The sequence below is a fragment of the Allostigmatella hybrida genome, from assembly GCF_020103775.1.
Taxonomy (GTDB): domain Bacteria; phylum Myxococcota; class Myxococcia; order Myxococcales; family Myxococcaceae; genus Hyalangium; species Hyalangium aurantiaca.
On sequence record NZ_JAHXBH010000001.1, the window covers coordinates 852,850 to 871,242 of the forward strand.

Annotated in this window: 17 protein-coding genes; 12 read left to right on the top strand and 5 right to left on the bottom strand. The window is 67.2% G+C overall.

Annotated elements, in window-relative coordinates; all coding sequences use genetic code 11:
* Nucleotides 1-6: 6 nt before the first annotated feature.
* Complete coding sequence (locus KY661_RS03305; protein WP_225408795.1) at nucleotides 7-1,257, top strand: tetratricopeptide repeat protein; 1,251 nt, start codon at nucleotides 7-9, stop codon at nucleotides 1,255-1,257.
* Here KY661_RS03305 and KY661_RS03310 read toward each other — a convergent pair.
* Complete coding sequence (locus tag KY661_RS03310; RefSeq protein WP_225408796.1) at nucleotides 1,254-1,868, bottom strand: DUF4230 domain-containing protein; 615 nt, start codon at nucleotides 1,866-1,868, stop codon at nucleotides 1,254-1,256. The two genes, KY661_RS03305 and KY661_RS03310, sit on opposite strands and share 4 nt — an antisense overlap.
* Before the next feature lie 59 nt (nucleotides 1,869-1,927).
* On the opposite strand from KY661_RS03310, the gene KY661_RS03315 reads away from it, so the two are divergent.
* Both KY661_RS03315 and KY661_RS03320 read left to right on the top strand, forming a co-directional pair.
* Complete coding sequence (locus KY661_RS03315; RefSeq protein ID WP_225408797.1) at nucleotides 1,928-2,527, top strand: 2OG-Fe(II) oxygenase; 600 nt, start codon at nucleotides 1,928-1,930, stop codon at nucleotides 2,525-2,527.
* A 12-nt stretch (nucleotides 2,528-2,539) separates the two neighbouring features.
* A complete protein-coding gene (locus KY661_RS03320) occupies nucleotides 2,540-3,388 on the top strand; it encodes an ATP adenylyltransferase family protein (RefSeq protein ID WP_225408798.1) in 849 nt (282 codons plus the stop codon).
* On the opposite strand, the gene KY661_RS03325 is transcribed toward KY661_RS03320, so the two are convergent.
* Together KY661_RS03325 and KY661_RS03330 are read right to left on the bottom strand one after the other, a co-directional pair.
* The gene (locus KY661_RS03325; protein ID WP_225408799.1) at nucleotides 3,381-4,601 is read right to left on the bottom strand and encodes a zinc-dependent alcohol dehydrogenase; all 1,221 of its coding nucleotides are present in this window, start codon (nucleotides 4,599-4,601) and stop codon (nucleotides 3,381-3,383) included. The two genes, KY661_RS03320 and KY661_RS03325, sit on opposite strands and share 8 nt — an antisense overlap.
* A gap of 118 nt (nucleotides 4,602-4,719) precedes the next feature.
* Nucleotides 4,720-6,225: a Ppx/GppA phosphatase family protein gene (locus KY661_RS03330; protein ID WP_225408800.1), complete on the bottom strand. Its 1,506-nt coding sequence runs from the start codon at nucleotides 6,223-6,225 to the stop codon at nucleotides 4,720-4,722.
* 119 nt (nucleotides 6,226-6,344) lie between these two features.
* Between KY661_RS03330 and ppk1 the strand changes: the two genes are divergently transcribed.
* The 5 genes from ppk1 to KY661_RS03355 all read left to right on the top strand — a co-directional run bounded on the left by ppk1 (nucleotide 6,345) and on the right by KY661_RS03355 (nucleotide 11,757).
* Nucleotides 6,345-8,534 (top strand): polyphosphate kinase 1, encoded by a 2,190-nt coding sequence (gene ppk1, locus KY661_RS03335; protein WP_225408801.1) that lies wholly within the window; start codon nucleotides 6,345-6,347, stop codon nucleotides 8,532-8,534.
* 450 nt (nucleotides 8,535-8,984) lie between these two features.
* On the top strand, nucleotides 8,985-9,563 hold the full coding sequence (locus KY661_RS03340; RefSeq protein WP_225408802.1) for a hypothetical protein: 579 nt from the start codon (nucleotides 8,985-8,987) through the stop codon (nucleotides 9,561-9,563).
* 243 nt (nucleotides 9,564-9,806) lie between these two features.
* A complete protein-coding gene (locus tag KY661_RS03345; RefSeq protein WP_225408803.1) occupies nucleotides 9,807-10,613 on the top strand; it encodes a hypothetical protein in 807 nt (268 codons plus the stop codon).
* A 327-nt stretch (nucleotides 10,614-10,940) separates the two neighbouring features.
* Nucleotides 10,941-11,150, top strand: coding sequence for a hypothetical protein (locus KY661_RS03350; RefSeq protein WP_225408804.1), 210 nt, complete (start codon nucleotides 10,941-10,943; stop codon nucleotides 11,148-11,150).
* A gap of 7 nt (nucleotides 11,151-11,157) precedes the next feature.
* Entirely contained in the window at nucleotides 11,158-11,757 is a 600-nt protein-coding gene (locus KY661_RS03355; RefSeq protein ID WP_225408805.1) for a hypothetical protein, read from the top strand.
* Nucleotides 11,758-12,006: 249 nt separating this feature from the next.
* On the opposite strand, the gene KY661_RS03360 is transcribed toward KY661_RS03355, so the two are convergent.
* A complete protein-coding gene (locus KY661_RS03360; RefSeq protein ID WP_225408806.1) occupies nucleotides 12,007-12,393 on the bottom strand; it encodes a hypothetical protein in 387 nt (128 codons plus the stop codon).
* Between the two features lie 343 nt (nucleotides 12,394-12,736).
* Complete coding sequence (locus tag KY661_RS03365; RefSeq protein WP_225408807.1) at nucleotides 12,737-13,453, bottom strand: hypothetical protein; 717 nt, start codon at nucleotides 13,451-13,453, stop codon at nucleotides 12,737-12,739.
* A gap of 191 nt (nucleotides 13,454-13,644) precedes the next feature.
* Here KY661_RS03365 and KY661_RS03370 point away from each other — a divergent pair, with 191 nt between their 5' ends.
* The 4 genes from KY661_RS03370 (at nucleotide 13,645) to KY661_RS03385 (ending at nucleotide 18,368) form a co-directional block, all read left to right on the top strand.
* Nucleotides 13,645-14,529 carry a bestrophin family protein gene (locus KY661_RS03370; protein WP_225408808.1) on the top strand — a complete coding sequence of 295 codons (885 nt, stop codon included), beginning with the start codon at nucleotides 13,645-13,647 and terminating at the stop codon, nucleotides 14,527-14,529.
* A gap of 126 nt (nucleotides 14,530-14,655) precedes the next feature.
* Entirely contained in the window at nucleotides 14,656-15,504 is an 849-nt protein-coding gene (locus KY661_RS03375; RefSeq protein ID WP_225408809.1) for an FAD binding domain-containing protein, read from the top strand.
* Nucleotides 15,497-16,000, top strand: coding sequence for a (2Fe-2S)-binding protein (locus tag KY661_RS03380; protein WP_225408810.1), 504 nt, complete (start codon nucleotides 15,497-15,499; stop codon nucleotides 15,998-16,000). The genes KY661_RS03375 and KY661_RS03380 overlap by 8 nt, the downstream gene beginning before the upstream one ends.
* On the top strand, nucleotides 15,993-18,368 hold the full coding sequence (locus KY661_RS03385) for a xanthine dehydrogenase family protein molybdopterin-binding subunit (RefSeq protein ID WP_225408811.1): 2,376 nt from the start codon (nucleotides 15,993-15,995) through the stop codon (nucleotides 18,366-18,368). Before KY661_RS03380 ends, KY661_RS03385 begins: the two co-directional genes overlap by 8 nt.
* Nucleotides 18,369-18,393 lie beyond the last annotated feature (25 nt).

Here is an 18,393-nt window from a genome sequence, read left to right on the forward strand (position 1 = left end):
CCTGGGGTGAGTCCGGACCTGGAGCGCCTCCGCCGCAAGGTGGAGGCCGGTGAGCGCCTGAGTGCCGCGGAGCTGGACGCCCTGCGCGGGGCCGCCCAGGGCAGCGCGGGCCCCACGCTGTGGCTGACGGTGGCCCATGCCCTCATCAACGCCGAGGCGAACCGCGAGGCGCTGCCCCTGCTGGAGCGGCTGCGGAAGGACTTCCCGAAGGACTTGCAGGTGCGCCTGGGCCGGGCCCGCGCCCTGCTGGGCCTGGAGCGGTACGGCGACGCGGAGGAGGCGCTGGGCGAGGCGCTGGCGCTGAGCCCCGGAGACCCGGAGGCGCTCAAGGTCCTGGCGGTGCTGGCGATGCGCCGGGGCGAGAACGCCCGGGCCCAGGCTCACGTGGCGCAGGTGCTGGAGCGGGACCCGTTCGACACGGAGGCCCGCTTATTAAAGGAGGAGCTGGAGACGGGAGCGCTCCCCGCGCCGCCGCCGGGTGAGGAGCAGGTGCTGCGCCCGGAGTTCAACGCCGCGCTGGCGGCGGCGCTGCGGCGGGCAGGGGTGGCGTTCCGGCTCCAGGGGCGGGACGTGCTCGTGAAGCAGGCGGGAGGAGAGGTGGCCCGGGTCGACGTGGCCTCGCTGTTCGCGGCCTACGGCGGGAACCGGCAGGAACTGGCCGCCTACGTGGACGGGCTGGCCGCGCGGCTGGGCGGGCTGGGCACCGGAGGGCCGGAGGCGCCGGAGGCCTGGCTGGCCCGGCTGCGGCCCGTGCTGCGGCCGGTGGGCTTCGAGGCGCAGGCGGCGGGGGCGCTCTTCCGGCCGGGGCCCGCGGGCCTGGAGGTGTTCTACGTCCTGGAGGATGCCGAGTACGTGCGCTACCTGCCCGCCGCCAAGCTGGGCGCGGTGGGGCTGACGGCGGAGGCGGTGGACCGGGCGGCCTGGCGCAACCTGGAGGCACACCCGGCGGCGGTGCGCCCGGCGGTGCTGGACCGGGGCGAGGTGCGCCTGGCGGAGACGTTCAGCGGGCTGTGGCTCCTGGCCGAGGGGGACGGCTACGACGGCGCCCGGCTGCTCACGGCGGAGCAGCGGCGGCGGTTGCGGCTCCACGCGGGGGACGGGCCGCTGCGGGTGAGCCTGGGGCGGCGGGAGTACGCGCTGGTGTGCCGCGAGTCGGACGCGGCCGAGTGCGAGGCCCTGGCGCGGCTGGGCCACGCCCCGGATGGCATTGCCGGTCTCTTCCGCCTCACGGAGGAGGGCCTGCAGCCCGCCCTCTAGCCCGCGGTAGGGCGGCTCAGCTTCTCCACGAAGTTCACCTGGGTGAAGCCCAGCGACAGAAACAGGGCGCGCAGGGAGCGCTCGGCGGACTGGCGCGCGCGCTCCTTCAGCCGGGCATCCCCGCGCGCCTCCCGCTCGAAGGCGGTCCGGGCCAGCTCCAGCAACTGCGCGGTCTCGGTGCTGTTGAGGTTGGAGTCGATGATTTCGGTCTCCCCGGGGCGCAGCGCCACCTGGACGCTCAGGGGCGGGAGCACCACCTCCACCTGGGTGCCGTTCACCTGGAGCGAGGACGCGTCGATGCGCTGGAACTCGTAGCCCAGGTGCACATCCGCGAAGACGATGGCGCGGCCTCGCGGGGCCCGCAGGGAGTAGGCGGCCCAGTGCACGACGTCCTTCCAGAGCGCATCCGAGGCCTTGGGCTCGGGGCTGAACGTCACCTTCTTATAGAGGGAGACATCGAGCGTCTCGAGCCGGGCCACCTCGCGCATCTGCAGGACGAGGGAGGGCGAGTCCGGCAGGCCCCGGGACTGGGATTGCAGGAGGAAGTATGTGCCCAGCGCGCCGAGGGCCCCTGCAATGACGACGGAGAGAATCCGCGAGACGTTCGCCATGGTCCGCAGTCTATCCTGGCGGACGGAATGTGGCGTCTGGCGCCCCGCGGACAGGACCGATGGACCTTCGGGATGAAGAAATCGAAGCGCTGGGCACCCAGGGCTTCTTCGTGCGCACCGCCTTCCTGGGCGAGGAGCAAGCAAGGGCCATTCATGCCCAGGCCCAGGCGCGCGCCGCCTCTGGAGGGCTCCGGCCCGCGGCCATCCGCCGGGGCGCGGACCGCTCCGAGGACACGGCCGTGCGCGGCGACTTCATCACCTGGCTCTCTCCCGAGCCCGGTTCGGCGCTCGGCGGGCTCTGGGAGGCCTTCGCGGCCCTGGGTGAGGCGCTCTCGCGGGCGGCCTACCTGGGGCTGGGCCGCTTCGATGTCCAGCTCGCCCACTACCCGGGCGGGGGAGCCCACTATGTCCGTCACCGGGACGCCTTTCCCGGCCAGTCCAACCGGCGGCTGACGGCCATCTACTACGCGAACCCGGACTGGCGGCCAGCGCACGGCGGGCAGCTCCGGCTGTACCGGGAGGAGGCCCCCTTGGACGTGCCGCCCACGCTGGACACGCTGGTGGTGTTCCTCAGCGAGCGGCTGGAGCACGAGGTGCTGCCCACGCATGCCCCCAGGCTGGCGCTGACGGCGTGGTATTACGGACGGGACGTGGCCTGAATGGAGCCCCTCATGCTGGAGCGCCCTGCCCCCTTCAAAAAAGGAACCCTGTGGAACGCCATCGTCGCGCGCGGCGAGCGGGCGCTCGCCAGCGGTGCGCTGATGCCCATCCGCACGGAGATGGAAGTCATCGAGGACGAGGGGGTGCCGTTCCTCGTCCGGGCCGTCTCCAACCTGGAGCGGAAGGCCCGCGCCACGCAGCCACCCTCGGGAGGGGCCCCGCCGAAGAACCCCTTCCTGGCTCCCTATGAAGAAGACCTCTTCGTGGGCTACGTGGCCCCCGCGCACGCGTGCCTGCTGAACAAGTTCAACGTCTACGAGCACCACGCCCTGCTCGTCACCCAGGCCTACGAGGACCAGGACGCGCTGCTCACCCTCGCGGACTTCGAGGCGCTGCTGCTGTGCATGGACGAGTTCGACGCGCTGGCCTTCTACAACGGCGGGCGCATGGCCGGGGCAAGCCAGCCGCACAAGCACCTCCAGCTCGTCCCCGCGCCGCTGGCGCACGGGGGCAGCCGCACGCCCATGGACGAGGCGGTGGCCCGGGGCCGGTTGCCGTTCCGGCATGCCCTGGGGCCCGCGCCCCAGAGCCCCGCCCAGGCACTGGCTGTGTACCGGGAGCTGCTGCGGGCCACCGGGTGTGATGTGCCCGGGACGCCCTACAACTACCTGGCGACGCGGGACTGGAGCCTGGTGGTGCCCCGCGCGCAGGAGTCCTTCGAGTCCATCTCCCTGAACAGCCTGGCCTTCGCCGGCTCCCTGCTGGTGAAGAACCGGGAGCTGCTCGAACGGGTGCGCACCGTGCGCCCGATGACCCTGCTGCGGGCCGTCACCGGCACGGAGCGGCCCGGCCTCAAGTGAGCAGCGTGGGCTCCAGCTCCACCTTGAGCCAGCCCGGCTTGCGCAGGTCGAACTTCCGGTAGGCGTCGATGGCGCTCGTCATCGGCTCCACATGGGAGAGGATGGCCGTGGGGTCCACCGTCCCGGTGCGCACCAGCTCCAGCAGCTTGGGGATGTACTTGCGGTGGTGGCAGTTGCCCATGCGCAGCGTGAGGTTCTTGTTCATCGCCTCGCCGATGGGGAACGTGCGCGCCGTCTGGGGATAGACGCCGATGATGGACAGGGTGCCCGCCTTGGCGAGCGCCTTCACCGCCCAGAGGGCCACCTGCGCGGGCGCATCGCCTGGCACCCAGTTGTCCCCGTCCGGGTTCGTCTTGGGCGCCACCTCCTTCACCTCGCGCTTGAACTCCGCCTTCTCGGCCTTGGCGGCCTTGGCGGCGGGCCCATGGTGCGCGTGCATGGCGTCCACGCCCACCGCGTCGATGGCCCGGTCCACGCCGATGCCCCCGGTGAGCCGCAGCAGCGTCTCCACCGGGCTCTCCTCGTCGAAGTTGATGATCTCCGCGCCCTGCGCCCGCGCCATCTCCAGCCGGTCCTCATGGCAGTCGATGGCGAACACGCGGCCGGCGCCCAGGAGCTTGGCGCTCACGATGGCGAACTGGCCCACCGGGCCACACCCGAACACCGCCACGGTGTCCCCGGGTTTGATCTCCGCCATCTCCGCGCCCATGTAGCCCGTGGGGAAGATGTCCGAGATGAGGATGGCCTGCTCGTCCGAGACGCCGTCCGGCACGCGCACCATGCCCACGTGGGCGAACGGCACGCGCACCTTCTCGGCCTGCATGCCGTGGAAGGGCCCTGTCATCATCGGCCCGCCGAAGAAGGCCGTGCCCGCCTGCGAGCCGTTGGGGTTGGCCGTGTCGCACTGGGCATAGTAGCCGGAGCGGCAATACGAACAGTTCCCACAGGCGATGGTGGAGCCGATGACGACGCGGTCCCCCACGCTGAAGTTGCGCACGTCCTCGCCCAGCTCCTCCACGTAGCCCACGGCCTCGTGGCCCAGGATGGTGCCCGGCTTCATGCCCGGCATGGTGCCGCGAATCATGTGCAGGTCCGTGCCACAGATGGCGCTGGCGCTCACGCGGACGATGGCATCGGTGGGCTTCTCGAGCCGCGGCTCCTCCACGTCATCGAGGCGGATGTCTCCAATCCCATGGAAAACGACGGCTTTCATCGCGGCAGCTCCTTCCGCCTTCGAGCGGACCCTGTTCGCCATGCAGGGTGGCCATCGCCGCCAGGGGGAGCCAAACCGGGGCACTTTCCTCCCTGAAGGGCAGGGGAGGGAGCAGGGCCTACTTGCCCACGTGAAAGAGCAGCCGCTTGCCGAACACCGAGCGGAAGTAGGCGGCCTCCCGGTCCACCGTCCACAGCTCCAGGTCCATGGGCTGGCGGGCGTTGAGGTGCAGGGTGACGCCATCCCGGCTGGCCGAGGCCCGGATCGACTTGATGGGCTGCTGGTGGCTGCAGTCCAGCGCGTTCGCCACGCGCAGCAGGGTGGCGAGCTTGCGCACCGTGCGGGCCTCGGAAGCGGGCAGCCCCGCCATGCCCGGGTGGGACACCTTGGGCACGCTGCGCCGGTGGTAGCGGGCCACCAGGGCCACCAGGGCGCGCTCGCGCTCGGACAGCCCGGGGATGTCCGCATTGCGGATGAGGTAATAGGTGTGCTTGTGGTGGCGCTCGTAGCTCACCGTGGTGCCGATGTCGTGCAGCAGCGCGGCCACCTCCAGGTAGGGCCGGGCGGACAGGGGCAGGTGGTGCAGGTTCGCCAGCGCGTCGAAGAGCGCCACGGCGAGCCGGGCCACCTGCCGGCAGTGCTTCTCGTCGAAGAAGAAGCGCCGGCCGAGCTCCAGCGCCGTCGCCGTGAGGCTGTGGTCCTTGCGCGTGACGTCCTGCCGGTAGAGCAGGTCCACCAGCAGCCCATCGCGCAGGCCGCGGTTCACCGCGGACACCGTCTCCACGCCCAGGTGCTTCATCGCCCCTTCGAGGATGAGGGCGCCCGAGACGATGATGTCCGCGCGCCGGGGATCGAAGCGCTTGCGCCGCCGCTCCGGGGGCATGGCCGCCAGCGCGTTCACCGCCTGGCTGATCTGCCGCACGGTGGCGATGTTGCCATCCTCCCCGGAGGCGAAGGCGACCACCGCGTTGATGGTGCCCGAGGAGCCCAGGGCCCCCTTGGGCGCGCCGGACAGCTTCTTCTCCGGCAGCGTCTTCCGCACGGTCTCCGCCACGAAGCTGCGCATGAGCCGCAGGTGCTTGGAGGACACCTCCTGGGAGGCCTCGAACACCTCCGTGAGCCGCACCGCCCCCAGGGCCAGGCTCCAGAGGTGGTCTGGCTGCTCGCCGGTGGTGAGGGCCACCTCCGTGGAGCCCCCGCCAATGTCGATGAGCAGCGAGCGGGCGCCGGGGGGCTTGCGGTGCAGCACGCCCAGGCAGATGAGGCGCGCCTCTTCCTTGCCGCTCACCACCTCCAGGTCCAGCCCCGTCTCGTCGCGCACGCGCTGGACGATGGCGTCGCGGTTGCGCGACTCGCGCAGCGCGCTGGTGGCCACGGCCCGCACGAGCGCCTTGTGGCGCTTACACAGCGCGGCATAGCGGCGCAGCGTGGCCAGCAGCCGGTCCGCCGTCTCCTCGGGCATGGCGCCCGTGGCGAAGACGCCCTCGCCGGGGCGGATGGGGTCCCGCTCCTGGTGGAGGGTCTCCAGGGCCCCATCCGCGTCCGGGCGGGCGAGCTCCAGGCGCACGGCGTTGGTGCCTACATCGATGGCGGCGAGGACGGGCGGAAGCGTGGAAGAGGCCATAATGAGCGCGGCGGAAAGTGTATCGTCACAACGCCCCCATGTAAGGAATCATGCCAGAGGACTGCCCGGTGCCGTCCGGCGGCGTGACATGCCCGTGACGTGACGCGGGGGAACGTTCCATGCAAGAGGCTGTGCCCGTGGACCTCAACGACCCCCAGCTCTTCATCAACCGCGAACTGTCCTGGCTGGCCTTCAACGAGCGCGTGCTCGGGGATGCGAGCGACGCGGCCCTTCCCGCCTACGAGCGGCTGAAGTTCTTCGCCATCACCGCCTCGAACCTGGACGAGTTCTTCATGGTGCGGGTGGCGGGGCTCAAGCAGCAGCTGGCCAGCGGGGTGGCGGAGACGGCGGCCGACGGCATGCTGCCCGCCGACCAGCTGGCGGCCATCAGCGAGCGGGTGCACGCGGCGGTGGAGGCGATGTCCCGGCTCTGGAAGGAGGAGCTGCTGCCGAAGCTGGCCTCGCACGGGGTGGCGGTGCTCACGCGGGACAAGCTGACGGCGGAGCAGAAGGCGGCGGCGAAGACGTTCTTCACCTCCTCGGTGTTCCCCGCGCTCACGCCCCTGGCGGTGGACCCGGGGCACCCGTTTCCGCACCTGCGCAACAAGTCGCTCAACGTGGCGATCCTCCTGCGGCGCGAGGGCCCCCGGCGCCGGCGCAACATGCTCGAGAAGTCGCTGGCGGTGGTGCAGGTGCCCAGCGTGCTCAGCCGGCTCGCGCCGGTGCCTACTCCCGCGGGCACGGTGCTGTCGGTGCTGCCGCTGGAGGAGCTCATCGCGCTGTGCGCGGCAGAGCTGTTTCCGGGCTACGCGGTGGAGCAGTCGGCGGCGTTCCGGGTGACGCGCAACTGGGATCTCAACGTGGACGAGGAGGAGAGCGCGGACCTGCTCTCCACGTTGCAGGAAGAGCTGCGGCGCCGGGACCGGGGCGCGGCGGTGCGGCTGGAGCTGGAGGCGGCGGCCAGCATGGAGCTGGAGACGGCGCTGACGGGGGCGCTGAAGCTGGGCTCGCCGGACGTGTACCGCATGCAGGGGCCGTTGCAGCCCTCGGACCTGATGGCGCTGACGGAGCTGGACCCGCGGCCGGAGCTGCGGGTGGAGCCCTTCGTGCCGGCCACGCCGCCCGTGCTGCGGGACGAGGAGCCGGTGATGAGCCACATCGCCAAGCGGGACATCCTCCTGCACCACCCCTACGAGTCGTTCGACCCGGTGGTGCGCTTCCTGTTGGAGGCGGCGGAAGACCCGAACGTGCTGGCCATCAAGCAGACGCTGTACCGCACCAGCGGGGACAGCCCCATTGCCCGGGCACTGACGCGGGCGGTGGAGAACGGCAAGCAGGTGGCGGTGCTGGTGGAGATCAAGGCGCGGCTGGACGAGGCGAACAACATCGCCTGGGCGCGGCGGATGGAGGAGAGCGGGGTGCACGTCGTCTACGGGCTGATTGGCCTGAAGACGCACTGCAAGGTGGCGCTGGTGGTGCGGCGCGAGGGCAATGGCATCCGCCGGTACGTGCACCTGGGCACGGGCAACTACAATCCGACGACGGCGCGGGCGTACACGGACCTGTCGCTGTTCACGGCGCGGCAGGAGATCGCCGAGGACGTGACGGCGCTCTTCAACATGCTCACCGGATACTCCACGGCGCCGCAGTGGAAGCGGCTGGCGGTGGCGCCCATGGGCTTGCACGAGAAGGTGCTGGGGCTCATCCAGCGGGAGACGGACAAGGCGAAAAAGGGCGAGCCCGCCCGCATCGTGGCGAAGATGAACTCGCTGGTGGATCCGGGGGTCATCCGGGCGCTGTACACGGCGAGCCAGGCGGGGGTGCGGATCGACTTGCTGGTGCGAGGCATCTGCTGCCTGAGGCCCGGGGTGCCGGGGGTGAGCGAGAACATCCGGGTGACGAGCGTGGTGGACCGGTTCCTGGAGCACAGCCGGGTGTTCGCATTCGGGGAGGGGGCGCAGGCGGAGGTGTGGGCGTCGAGCGCGGACTGGATGCCCCGGAACTTCGTGCGCCGCATCGAGACGATGTTCCCGGTGGAGGACCCGCTGCTGCGGCAGCGGCTGCTGGACGAGGTGCTCGGCGTGGCGTTGAGGGACAACGCAAAGGCGCGGCGGCTCCAGCGGGACGGGACGTATGTGCCGGTGCCGCAGGAGGGCTCACCCGTGCGCAGCCAGATGGTGCTGCTGGAACTGGCGCGGCGGATCGCGGAGTCCAAGTCCATCGAGACGCTGATGCGGCACGTGGCGGCGCCAGAGATTCCCGCCGAGCCGCTGCGCCCACCTGCTACCCCTGTGCCTTCCGCGAGCTGAGCCCATGAGGCTTGGGCTCAGGGATACATTTACATTGGCGCTGGGCACCCTGGTCTGGGAAGGATGCGCTCACGTCGGCACTCCCATGCGGTCAGAGTGCCGTGAGCTGCCGACCATCGAGGAGTGCCAGGCTGCAGCCCAGCCCATCACGGACACGTGTCTTCGAACCTGTGTCGAGATGCAATGCGCGGGCATCAAGGTCAATTGTGGCCAGCTCGTCAAGGACGAGTGCAAGAAGCGAAATTCAACAGGAATCACTTCACTGGGTTACGTCTACAGACCTGATGATGCAGGCTGCAACAAGCCGGTGAGCGAAGTGAATTGGTGCGAGGAGCCTCTGTCTCGCGATTGCCGTGCGAAAGCAATGGTTCATGAGCTGGCACACGCTTGTGGCTGGAAGCACAGGCAAGGTTTGGGTGTGCCAGCGGATGATGGGGATTTGAAATGCGAATGAAGAGGTTGTTCTTCGCTCCACTTGCACTCTGGGGACTCGGGGCTTGTGGCGGTTCCTTCCTGTTCTGGCGAAAGCCTGAGCGGCTGGACATTGAGAGGATCTGCGCGGCGAAGGGGGCTGCCGCCAGCGAACCGGGCGCCATTCGCGCGGAGATGGAGCTGCTGAACGTCCGCTACGATGGGAAAAGCCTGTTTGGGCGTCTCCTGGTGAGCCCTGTCGAAAAAGCGGTTTGCTTGGACAAGCGGCTCATTGAAAGCCTCGCGCTCAACCTGGAGTCCGTCTCTGAGTGCGGCACAGGCCGTAAGCTGGGCTTTATGGTGGTGGATGTTCTGGCCAAACCTCTGAGCGAGGAGAATGTCTTGGCCGTGTCGCCGGGGTATTGGTATGGCAAAGAAATCATCCTTCCCCTGTTTCCGGAGCGGGGGACGGAGCAGCTCGCGCCGGATTGTATTGATGTCGAGTTTTCGCTTCATGCGCTGATCGGTGGACAGGTAGCTCGTTTGCGCGTCCAAGCTTCACGTGATCCACAGCATCTAGGTGTTGAGGATTACCCCGTGGACTTACAAAGGCTGTAGGTGGATGATGTGGCTTGCCGCGTGGAATGCCTTTCAAGGCGCCCAGGTGCCGTTCCTTTTCAAGGAACGCCAACTGAAACAACGATTGTGGTCCTTATTGAGGAAATTGTAAGGCTTGGGTGGTGGTGATGATTTTTGCTCATGCGAATGTGGAGTTGAGTCGTAGTTCGCGGATGTGTCCGCACGCTAATGTGCAGGCCCTTGGCCTTGTAGTGTACTGGTTCGCTGTAAGGGTTTGATTTTATGCGTAAGAAAATGACGTCCCAATCAGCCGGCATCCATCGCGAAGTAAAAAAAAGCATTGATGGCTCGTTCAAGTCATCTCCTCAAGAGATGTCGGCAGTACCGCGAGTTCCTTCCGGCCTTAATCAGGATGTACTTGGCTCTCCGGACTCGGCTCGAGATGTAGTTCTTGGGCTAATTAGGGAACGGGCCAATAAGCAGCACAAAGCTGCGGCGATAGATATCGGATTGATAGTGGCGGCTCTTGTTGTGTTGGCTCTTGTGTTTGTGGTTGCTGATAGGTTGTCGCAAATGGAAATGGAAACAATGGTGGCTCTTAATGGAGTTACGGATACGGTTGGACGAGAGTTTAAGGTCAAAGATGCTGCAGAGCGCCTTAAGGTAGCAGTTGACCGGGCTGGAAAGAAGTTATCGACTCCAGTGGAGGCGTTTCGTGATGTTGGTGAGGCGCTTGATGTGTTTGTCAGGGATATCCATGATACTGAGTCTATCGGCCGAAAAAAAGATGTGTCGACTCCGCAGCTTGCTGTTCACGCGGTGACGTCGTGGATGACTCGGATTGGAGTTCTGATCTGCGGGTTTTTTCTGATTCAGTTGCTTGTGTCTAAATATAGATTTGATATCCGTCTTGCCGGGCAGTATGATGCCATGGCAGACGCCCTTCAACTGATGCCTGAGGAACAAGAGCTTGAGTTTGATGCTCTTATTTCTGCGCTGACGCCCAAGTTAGAGTTTGGACCCATTCCCAAGGTGATGGTTAATCAAATTGCGGAGACAGTGAGACGCCTGTCTGATACAGTGAAATAAGGTATGCTTGATGGGTAATCAGTGATCCATCGTGGACAGGCTGTCATGCGAGGCTTTCGGCAACTGCTGCTGCGAGGGCTGGCGAAGGCCTGCGGGGGGGGGGCTTCATTTGCCTGACCCACAATCTGCTGAAGCTTTACCGAGCCACGATCGCCGTGTAGCGGCGGGCTCGCTCCCCCTGGAGCAAGCAGGCGCCGAGCCGTCCGCCCGACGCCCCTGGCTCGTTAGCTCAACACACTCCTAGGCAGGCTCTCGCCCCTGTATCCCGAGACCACCCTCTGCGAAATCGAAGTGGGAGTGCCGGAATTCAACAAAGATGGAGTCGTCTTGGACAATGTGGCGCAAGTGAAGGCGGCCCAGGCTGCGGATGCCGCAGCGGCGCGTGTTCTCAAGGAGCGGCTTCCCACGGCGATGGCATGTAGCGAATTCCGCAAGATCATGCATAGCATCATGGGAGATCCGGCCGTCGGTACTCTTCCCGGCACCCGGGTTCGTTCGTTCATCACTCCAGGCATCCCAAGGACCACCTTTCCGTGAAAGGCCCATGACCGTCCTCACTGGCATGAAACCTGATCTCTCCGCTGCGGCGCTCGTCCAGCTCCTCCACCAGTACTATCCCACGGGTCTCTGGGCTGACGAGCCAGGGTACAGGGAGTCCGAGCAGTTCCAGCGGCTTCAGCGGCGCTTGGAGGAGGCCCGGGAGGATACCGACTCCTGGAAGGGCTTCGTTCAGCGCGCCCGCGAAGAGTTCCCGAACTCGACTTTCTGGGACTCGACGATGCTGTTCTACGATCCGTGCTACCGCCTCCGGATTTCCCTGCCGTTACCGAAGGAAGCGGAGGGAGCGCTCGATGAGCTGGTCTGCCTGGTGAGCCTGCTGGCCCCGGCCTATGTCATCTACGCCTCGCACGCGCTGAAGACGGGTTCCTCCGAGGAGGCATGGACCCGCTACCCTCCGCTGCCTCCAGGCTTCCAACCGGATGAGGCCCGGCTCGCCGCACTCATTGAGTCCACCTTCCATGCCACGCGGCTACCCAACGAGGTGCTTTTCACTCCTGTTCCCCAGATGGATCATTGGGGAGGAAATGTCGGGCTGGGAAAGGCGCTCCTGATCGATCTGCTCTTCACCGAGGATCGCGGGTGAGCCTCTTCCCTCTGTTGGGTCTGCCCATCGTGGGGGAGTGACCAAGCCGCTTCCCGGCTAATGCATTGCTCTCCCACCTGAGCGTTCCCCGCTCCTCCCGTCTCGCCCCGTTCAAGTTCCCGCTGGAGGGCACACTGGGGGCACATGCGGCCCAACTCGATTCAGCACGCTTGAGACAGGTGATGATGACGAGCCCTCAACCCATGTTTCCTCCGGCCCACGCGAGTCTCCATTCAACTGCTCTCGGCATCACTCGGGGTCAGGCGAATCTACTTCCTGCGGCGTGAAGGATGGCACGAGTGTTAGATTCATCTCCGCCCGCTTCCCGATAGCGAACGTTTTCCCAGCCACCTTCACGAGAGTTCCCCAGGAAGACAGCGGTTGTTTCCGCAGCCACTCCTCAGCACGCCCCATGTCTGGGAAAACATGGGCAGGATCGACTAAAGAGGGGGCGGCCCTGTCAGTGTCGCGGCGGTACTCACGAAAAGCCGTGAACTGGCCGGTCACATAAAGATAGTGGAGCGCGTTCGCTGCGGTACTGATCGCATCGTGCGCAGCGTCTGGAACATACTCTACCGCGCCCTCGAGGGCATGGCACAGGGATTCAAATTCGAAGTCTTCGGGCCGTGTTGTCAAGAAGCTGCACCTCAGAGTGCCGCGAGAGGATCCAGCACCAGCACGCCCGCCCCTGCCGTGCCAATGACAAAGGCAGCCCCAGCCACCAGGACGATGCGTAACCGTTCACCGCCTCAGACGGTGTGGGCGGATTCGGCCTACGAGAGGCCGCGAGTCGAGCGCATCGCCCAGCAAACCGGAGTCGAGGTGGCGTCAGACGATTCGTAAGGGGCGAGATGTCGGAGCAAGTCCTTTGACACTGTTCCCAGACAACGGACCCGGGGGTTGCTGGGCTCCCGAGGAGACTCCCTCGAGAGCCCGCGCAACGCCGGCTGTGGCGTCTGTCTGCGGGTTGCCGTTGCCGCTAGCAGGGGTTCTGGCAGGTCAGCGATGCGCCGATATTCAGGTCCCAACCCACCAGATTGTAGGCACAGTCAATCGGGAAGGAGTAGCCTCCCACGTTGAAGCGCGTGCCGCCCACCCACCCGCACCAGCTGGGGCAACTGATGAGCGTGTTCTCCCGAGGAGCAAAGTTACGCGAGTTGCCGGGGCACCCGACGTGGGCCACAAGCGGAGAACTGCAAGACACCGAATAAGTAAATGAAGTGGTGTTATTCACCCGGAAGTCCTGGCTGCCTGGGCAGGCCATCAGGGATACGTCGGCCGTGCCGATCGCGTCGATACGGTAGGCCCCCTCCTCGAGCACCAGGGTGATGTTCTTCTCGATGTCGGCCCCCGCGAAGGTGACCTCGACCGCCAGGATGGAGCCATCCGTGTTCGCCGCGACGTTCGTCACGCGGTAGAGCTCGGACACGCCAGCGGCCGTCTGCGCGGACTGAAGCGCATTGCGCTCCTGCTCCAGGCGCGACTGGATGCCCTTCTCCACCGTCCCATAGCGGCTGGCAATGCCCTCGTGGACCCGCTTCGAGAACGCCGCCTGAATCCCTGCCACATCCCCGGAGAGAAGGGCCGAGGCATAGCTGTTCAGCGCATGCTCCGCACTCTGCGCGTGCAGGGGATTGGCCAGGGACACCTGCGCGAACAACACCAAACCCACGAAGCTCATCGGATGCAGTTTCATTGAAGGTCTTCCTTGAGAGACCCTACTGCCATTGCGAGTGCGTCACTCTCATGTTGAATACTGAACTACAATAGAATAATTTCTCATCTGACCATCCATGTGTCCTAATGCGCATAGGGCCTGGGTCATCTCCTCCAGAAGCGTATGGTCCGTTGCACAGAGGCCCGGTCTGAGCCAGAAGGCCTGCGGCGATGATTGACTACGATCCGCATCAGTGGGGGCATCACTTCTTCGACCTGAAGGGGTCGATGGTCCGCGAAATCGTCGGACGGCTGCTGGCCGTTGCCCTGTGGGCGGCAGCGGTCGTGGCCTTCCACCACTACGTCCGGCCTGTCGGCATCCCCAACACCATGCATGCCCTGGTGGGCGTGGCGCTCGGCCTGCTGCTGGTGTTCCGGACCAACTCCTCCTATGACCGCTTCTGGGAGGGCCGGAAGCTCTGGGGCGGCATCGTCAACGAGACGCGCAACCTGGCGCGCGCCTCAAGCGTCTTCCTCCGCGAGCGCGACCCGGCGCTCTACCGGACGCTCGTGCTGTGGACCGCAGTGTTCCCTTATGCCGCAGCCTCGGTTCTGCGAGGTGACAAGGATCTTGGCTTCATCCCCGCCCAGCTCCCACCGGAAGAGATGCGGCAGGTGGGCACGGCCCAGCACGTCGCGCTCGCGGTGTCCCAACGGATGAGCGAGGCCCTGGCCGAGGGCCGCCGCCGGGGCCACTACACCGAGTACACGCAGATGGCGCTGGATCAGAACGTGCAGCAGCTCATCGACTACCTGGGCGGGTGCGAGCGCATCCACAAGACGCCCATGCCCTTCGCGTACATGGTGCACCTGCGCCGCGCGCTCGTCATCTACTGCGTCTCGCTGCCGTTCGCGCTGGTGGAGACCTTCGGCTGGGGCGCGGTGGTAGCCACCTTCCTCCTCTCCTACGTCTTCTTCGGCATCGAGGAGATCGGCGTGGAAATCGAGGATCCCTTCGGCACCGACGAGAACGATCTGCCGCTCGAGCGCATCTGCGGCGTCATCCAGAACAACCTCCTGGCGCTGCTGCCTTCCGAGACCGCCAAGCCCGATTGACAAATACAGACGTCCGGAGGCCAGGACGCGAGCGGTGAACGGGCTTCAACTCGCGTACACTAGAACTCCTCCGCAAGGCCGTGCCCACCTGGCACTCCGCCAGCGCGCGGAGGGGCAGGGGGTTCTATGCACTACGCAGAGCCGGCAACCGTGGAGGAAGGGGTCGAACTCCTGGCCTCCACGGAGAACGCCCGGTGTCTCGCAGGGGGCGCCACCCTGGTGGCGATGATGAACGCACGCCACCTCGCGCCGGCGCTGTTGATCAGCCTGCACCGGATGGAGGAACTGTCCACCGTCACGGAGATGCCAGAAGGGCTCTGGCTGGGGGCCATGCTCACCCACCGGGCCCTGGCGGCCGAGTCCCGCTTGAGCGGGGCCATGGAGGTCATCCGCAGCGCCGCGCGCCAGCTCGCGCACCCGGCCATTCGCAACATGGGCACCCTGGGAGGCTCGCTGTGTCTGGCGGATCCCAACACGGAGCTGCCCGTGGCGCTAACCGCCGCCTCCGCCCAGGCCGAGATCGCAGGTCCCGAAGGACGGCGCGTCATTCCCGTCGAGTCTCTGCTCGTGGATCGCTTCCAGACCTCCCTACGCCGGGGCGAGCTCGTTACCCGGATCTGGATTCCCCGCGGCACCCCGGGGGCTGTCGGCCACCACCTCCGCTTCAGCCGGGTGGCCAGCGATTACCCCACGGTGTCCATCTCGCTGGTGCTCGCGCTGGAGGGGGGAACGTGCCGCCAGGCCCGCGTGGCCGTGGGGTCCTGCGGCCCCATGCCACTCCATGTGGACGCTGCCGACCAGCGCCTCGTGGGCACGGCCCTCGACGCCCAGGCGCTGGCCGAGGCGGGCCACCTCCTCGCACGTGCCGCCACGCCCCGTGACGATGTCCGTGGCACGGCGGAGTACCGCCGCATGCTGATCCCCCGCCTGTTGGGCCGTGCCGTTGCCCAAGCCCAGGAGCGCACCCATGTCTGACAGGATTTCCTTCTCACTTCAGGTCAATGGCGAGACACACGGCCTCACGGTGGCTCCTGCGCGAACCCTGCTGGAGGTGCTGCGCGAGGATCTCCGCGCAACCGGGACCCGGCGCGGCTGCGATCAGGGCAGCTGCGGGGCCTGCATGGTGCTCGTGGACGGCGAGCCCCGGCTCTCGTGTCTGTCCCTGGCCGTGACCCTGCGCGGACGGGCCATCACCACCATCGAAGGGGTGGAGACAGGGGGGACGCTTCACCCGGTCCAGCGCGCCCTTGTCCAGCATGGCGCGGTGCAATGTGGATTCTGCATGTCCGGCATCGTCGTGACCGCCAAGGCCCTGCTCGACCACAACCCGGCCCCCACGACCGAGGAGATCCGCCACGCGCTCGGCAGCAACGTCTGCCGCTGTTCGGGGTACGCCAAGGTCATCGAGGCCATTGCTTCGCTGAGCGCTGCCCCCGGCGCGGCCAGTTCCCAGGAGCGTCCTCATGAGTGAGCCGAAGCCCCAGGGGCCCTTCTCTGCCCCCGTGGGAGACCTCCTGGGCAAACCCGTTCCCAGGCTGGAGGCCCAAGAGAAGGTCACCGGACGCGCCGTCTATACCGACGACATGACCCTGCCCGGCATGCTTCACGGGGCCCTGCTGGGCAGCCCTCATCCCCATGCGCGGATCCTGTCGTATGACACCTCCCGCGCCCGGGCGATGCCGGGGGTCAGGGCCGTGCTGACCGCGGAGGATCTGCCTGACCACAACGTCGGCTCCGTCATCAAGGACCAGCCGCTGCTCGCCCGGGGGAAGGTCCGTTACGCGGGCGAGCCCGTGGCCGCCGTGGCCGCGGTGGACCTTCCGACGGCCCGCCGGGCCCTCGAGGCCATCGACATCCGGTACGAGCCACTCGCCCCCGTGCTGGACCCCGAGGAAGCGCTGAAGGAAGGTGCCCCCGTCATCCATGAGCAGCGCGATGCCTACGTCAGCCTTCAAGCGGACTCCCCGGCGAGGGCTGCCACCCCCAATGCCGCCTCGTACATCCGGCTGACGGAAGGCTCACCGGAGGAGGTGTGGAAGCGCTGTGACGTGGTAGTCGAAGACGTCTACGAAACGCCCGCCCAGCAGCATGTCTACCTGGAGCCGTGCTCGACCCTGGCGGCCGTGGATCGCGACAGTGGGAAGATCACCCTCTACACCTCGACCCAGTCCGTGTTCCGGGCACAGGCGATCACCGCCGAGGCCCTGGGCCTGCCGATGTCGAAGATCCGGGTCATCGCGCCCCGGATTGGCGGCGGGTTCGGCGGCAAGACCGAGATGACCAACCAGCCCATCACCGCCGCGCTGGCGATGGCTGCGGGGGCACCGGTCAAGATGACGCTGTCGCGCACGGACGACATGCTCATGATGAAGTCCCGCCACGCGAGCCGCATCCACATGCGCACGGGGGCCACCCGGGACGGGGTGCTCCTCGCCCGCCAGGTCCGGCTGGTCTTCGACACCGGCGCCTACGCCGACGATGGACCGTTCGTCGCGTCCCTGGGGTCCTACTTCGCGCGCGGGCCGTACCGCATTCCGCACGTCGATGTCGAATGCTGGGCGGTGTACACCAACCGCCTCCGGGCGGGGGCCTTCCGCGGGTTCGGCAATCCGCAGATCCACTTCGCCAGCGAGGTGCAGATCGATCAGCTCGCGGAGAAGCTGGGGTTGGATCCCTTCGAGTTCCGGCTTCGCAATGCGTTGGAGACGGGGGAGCGGTGGTTGGGCGGCGCGCCGGTCGAGAGCGGCACGCTCCGGGCGTGTCTGGAGCGGGCCCGGGAAGCCTCGGACTGGGTTCAGCGCCGCGAACAGCCCGCCACGGCTCCTGGCAAGCGGCGGGGCCTTGGGGTCGCGGCGGTGGCGCATACGAGCGGGCTGCTGGGCTCGAGCGCCACGGTCCGGCTCAACGAGGATGGGACCCTCACGGTGAACACGGGGGCGGTGGACATTGGCCAGGGCTCGGACACGGCCCTCACCCAGTGCGCAGCCGCGGTCCTGGGCCTCCCCCTGGAGCACATCAACTACAGCGGCCCCGATACGGATGTCTCCCCGTACGACTGGTGCACCGGAGGCACACGCACCACCTTCACCGTGGGCCGGGTGGTGGTGCAGGCCTGCGAGCAACTCCGGCAACAGCTCTTCGAGCACGCCAGCGAGATGCTCGGGCATCCCGCGCAGGACCTGGAGCTGCGGCCTGGCGGCATCGTGGGCGTCCGAGGCCAGCCCGGCACCGGGGTTTCCTTCGGGGCCATCGCCGGGCGAGCCCTCTACTTCAAAGGGGGGCCCCTGGTGGCCACCTCCCGGTGGTTGTTTCCCCCCATTCCCATCGGCACGGGGGGGACCTCCGCCCAGGGCATGCCCTCCATGGGCAATGGCTTCTTCGTGTTCGCGGCCCAGGTCGCCGAGGTCGAGGTGGACGAGCTGACGGGACAGGTCGAGCTGCTCCAGGCCTGGAGCGTCCATGACGTGGGACGCGCGATCAACCCCGCAGCGGTGGAAGGACAGATCCAAGGAGGGTTCGTCCAGGGGCTGGGCCTCGCCCTGACCGAGGAGCTGCTCTGGAAGGATGGGCACCTGCTCAACCCGTCCATGAGCAGCTACAAGGTCCCAGGCTCACGGGATGTCCCGGTGGCGATCCACCCCCTCCTGCTCGAGCATCCTGCCGGGGCAGGGCCGTTTGGCGCCAAGGGGGTGGCGGAGGTGAGCCTCGTGGGCGTGGCACCGGCGATCTGCAACGCCATCCGGCATGCCACGGGTGCGCACGTCACCCGCCTCCCCGCCACGGGCGAGCGCGTATTGCGCGCGATGCTCGCCCGGGAAGAGGCGGCTTCGAAGGTGTAATGGGGAGCCGTGACGCCAAGGTCTC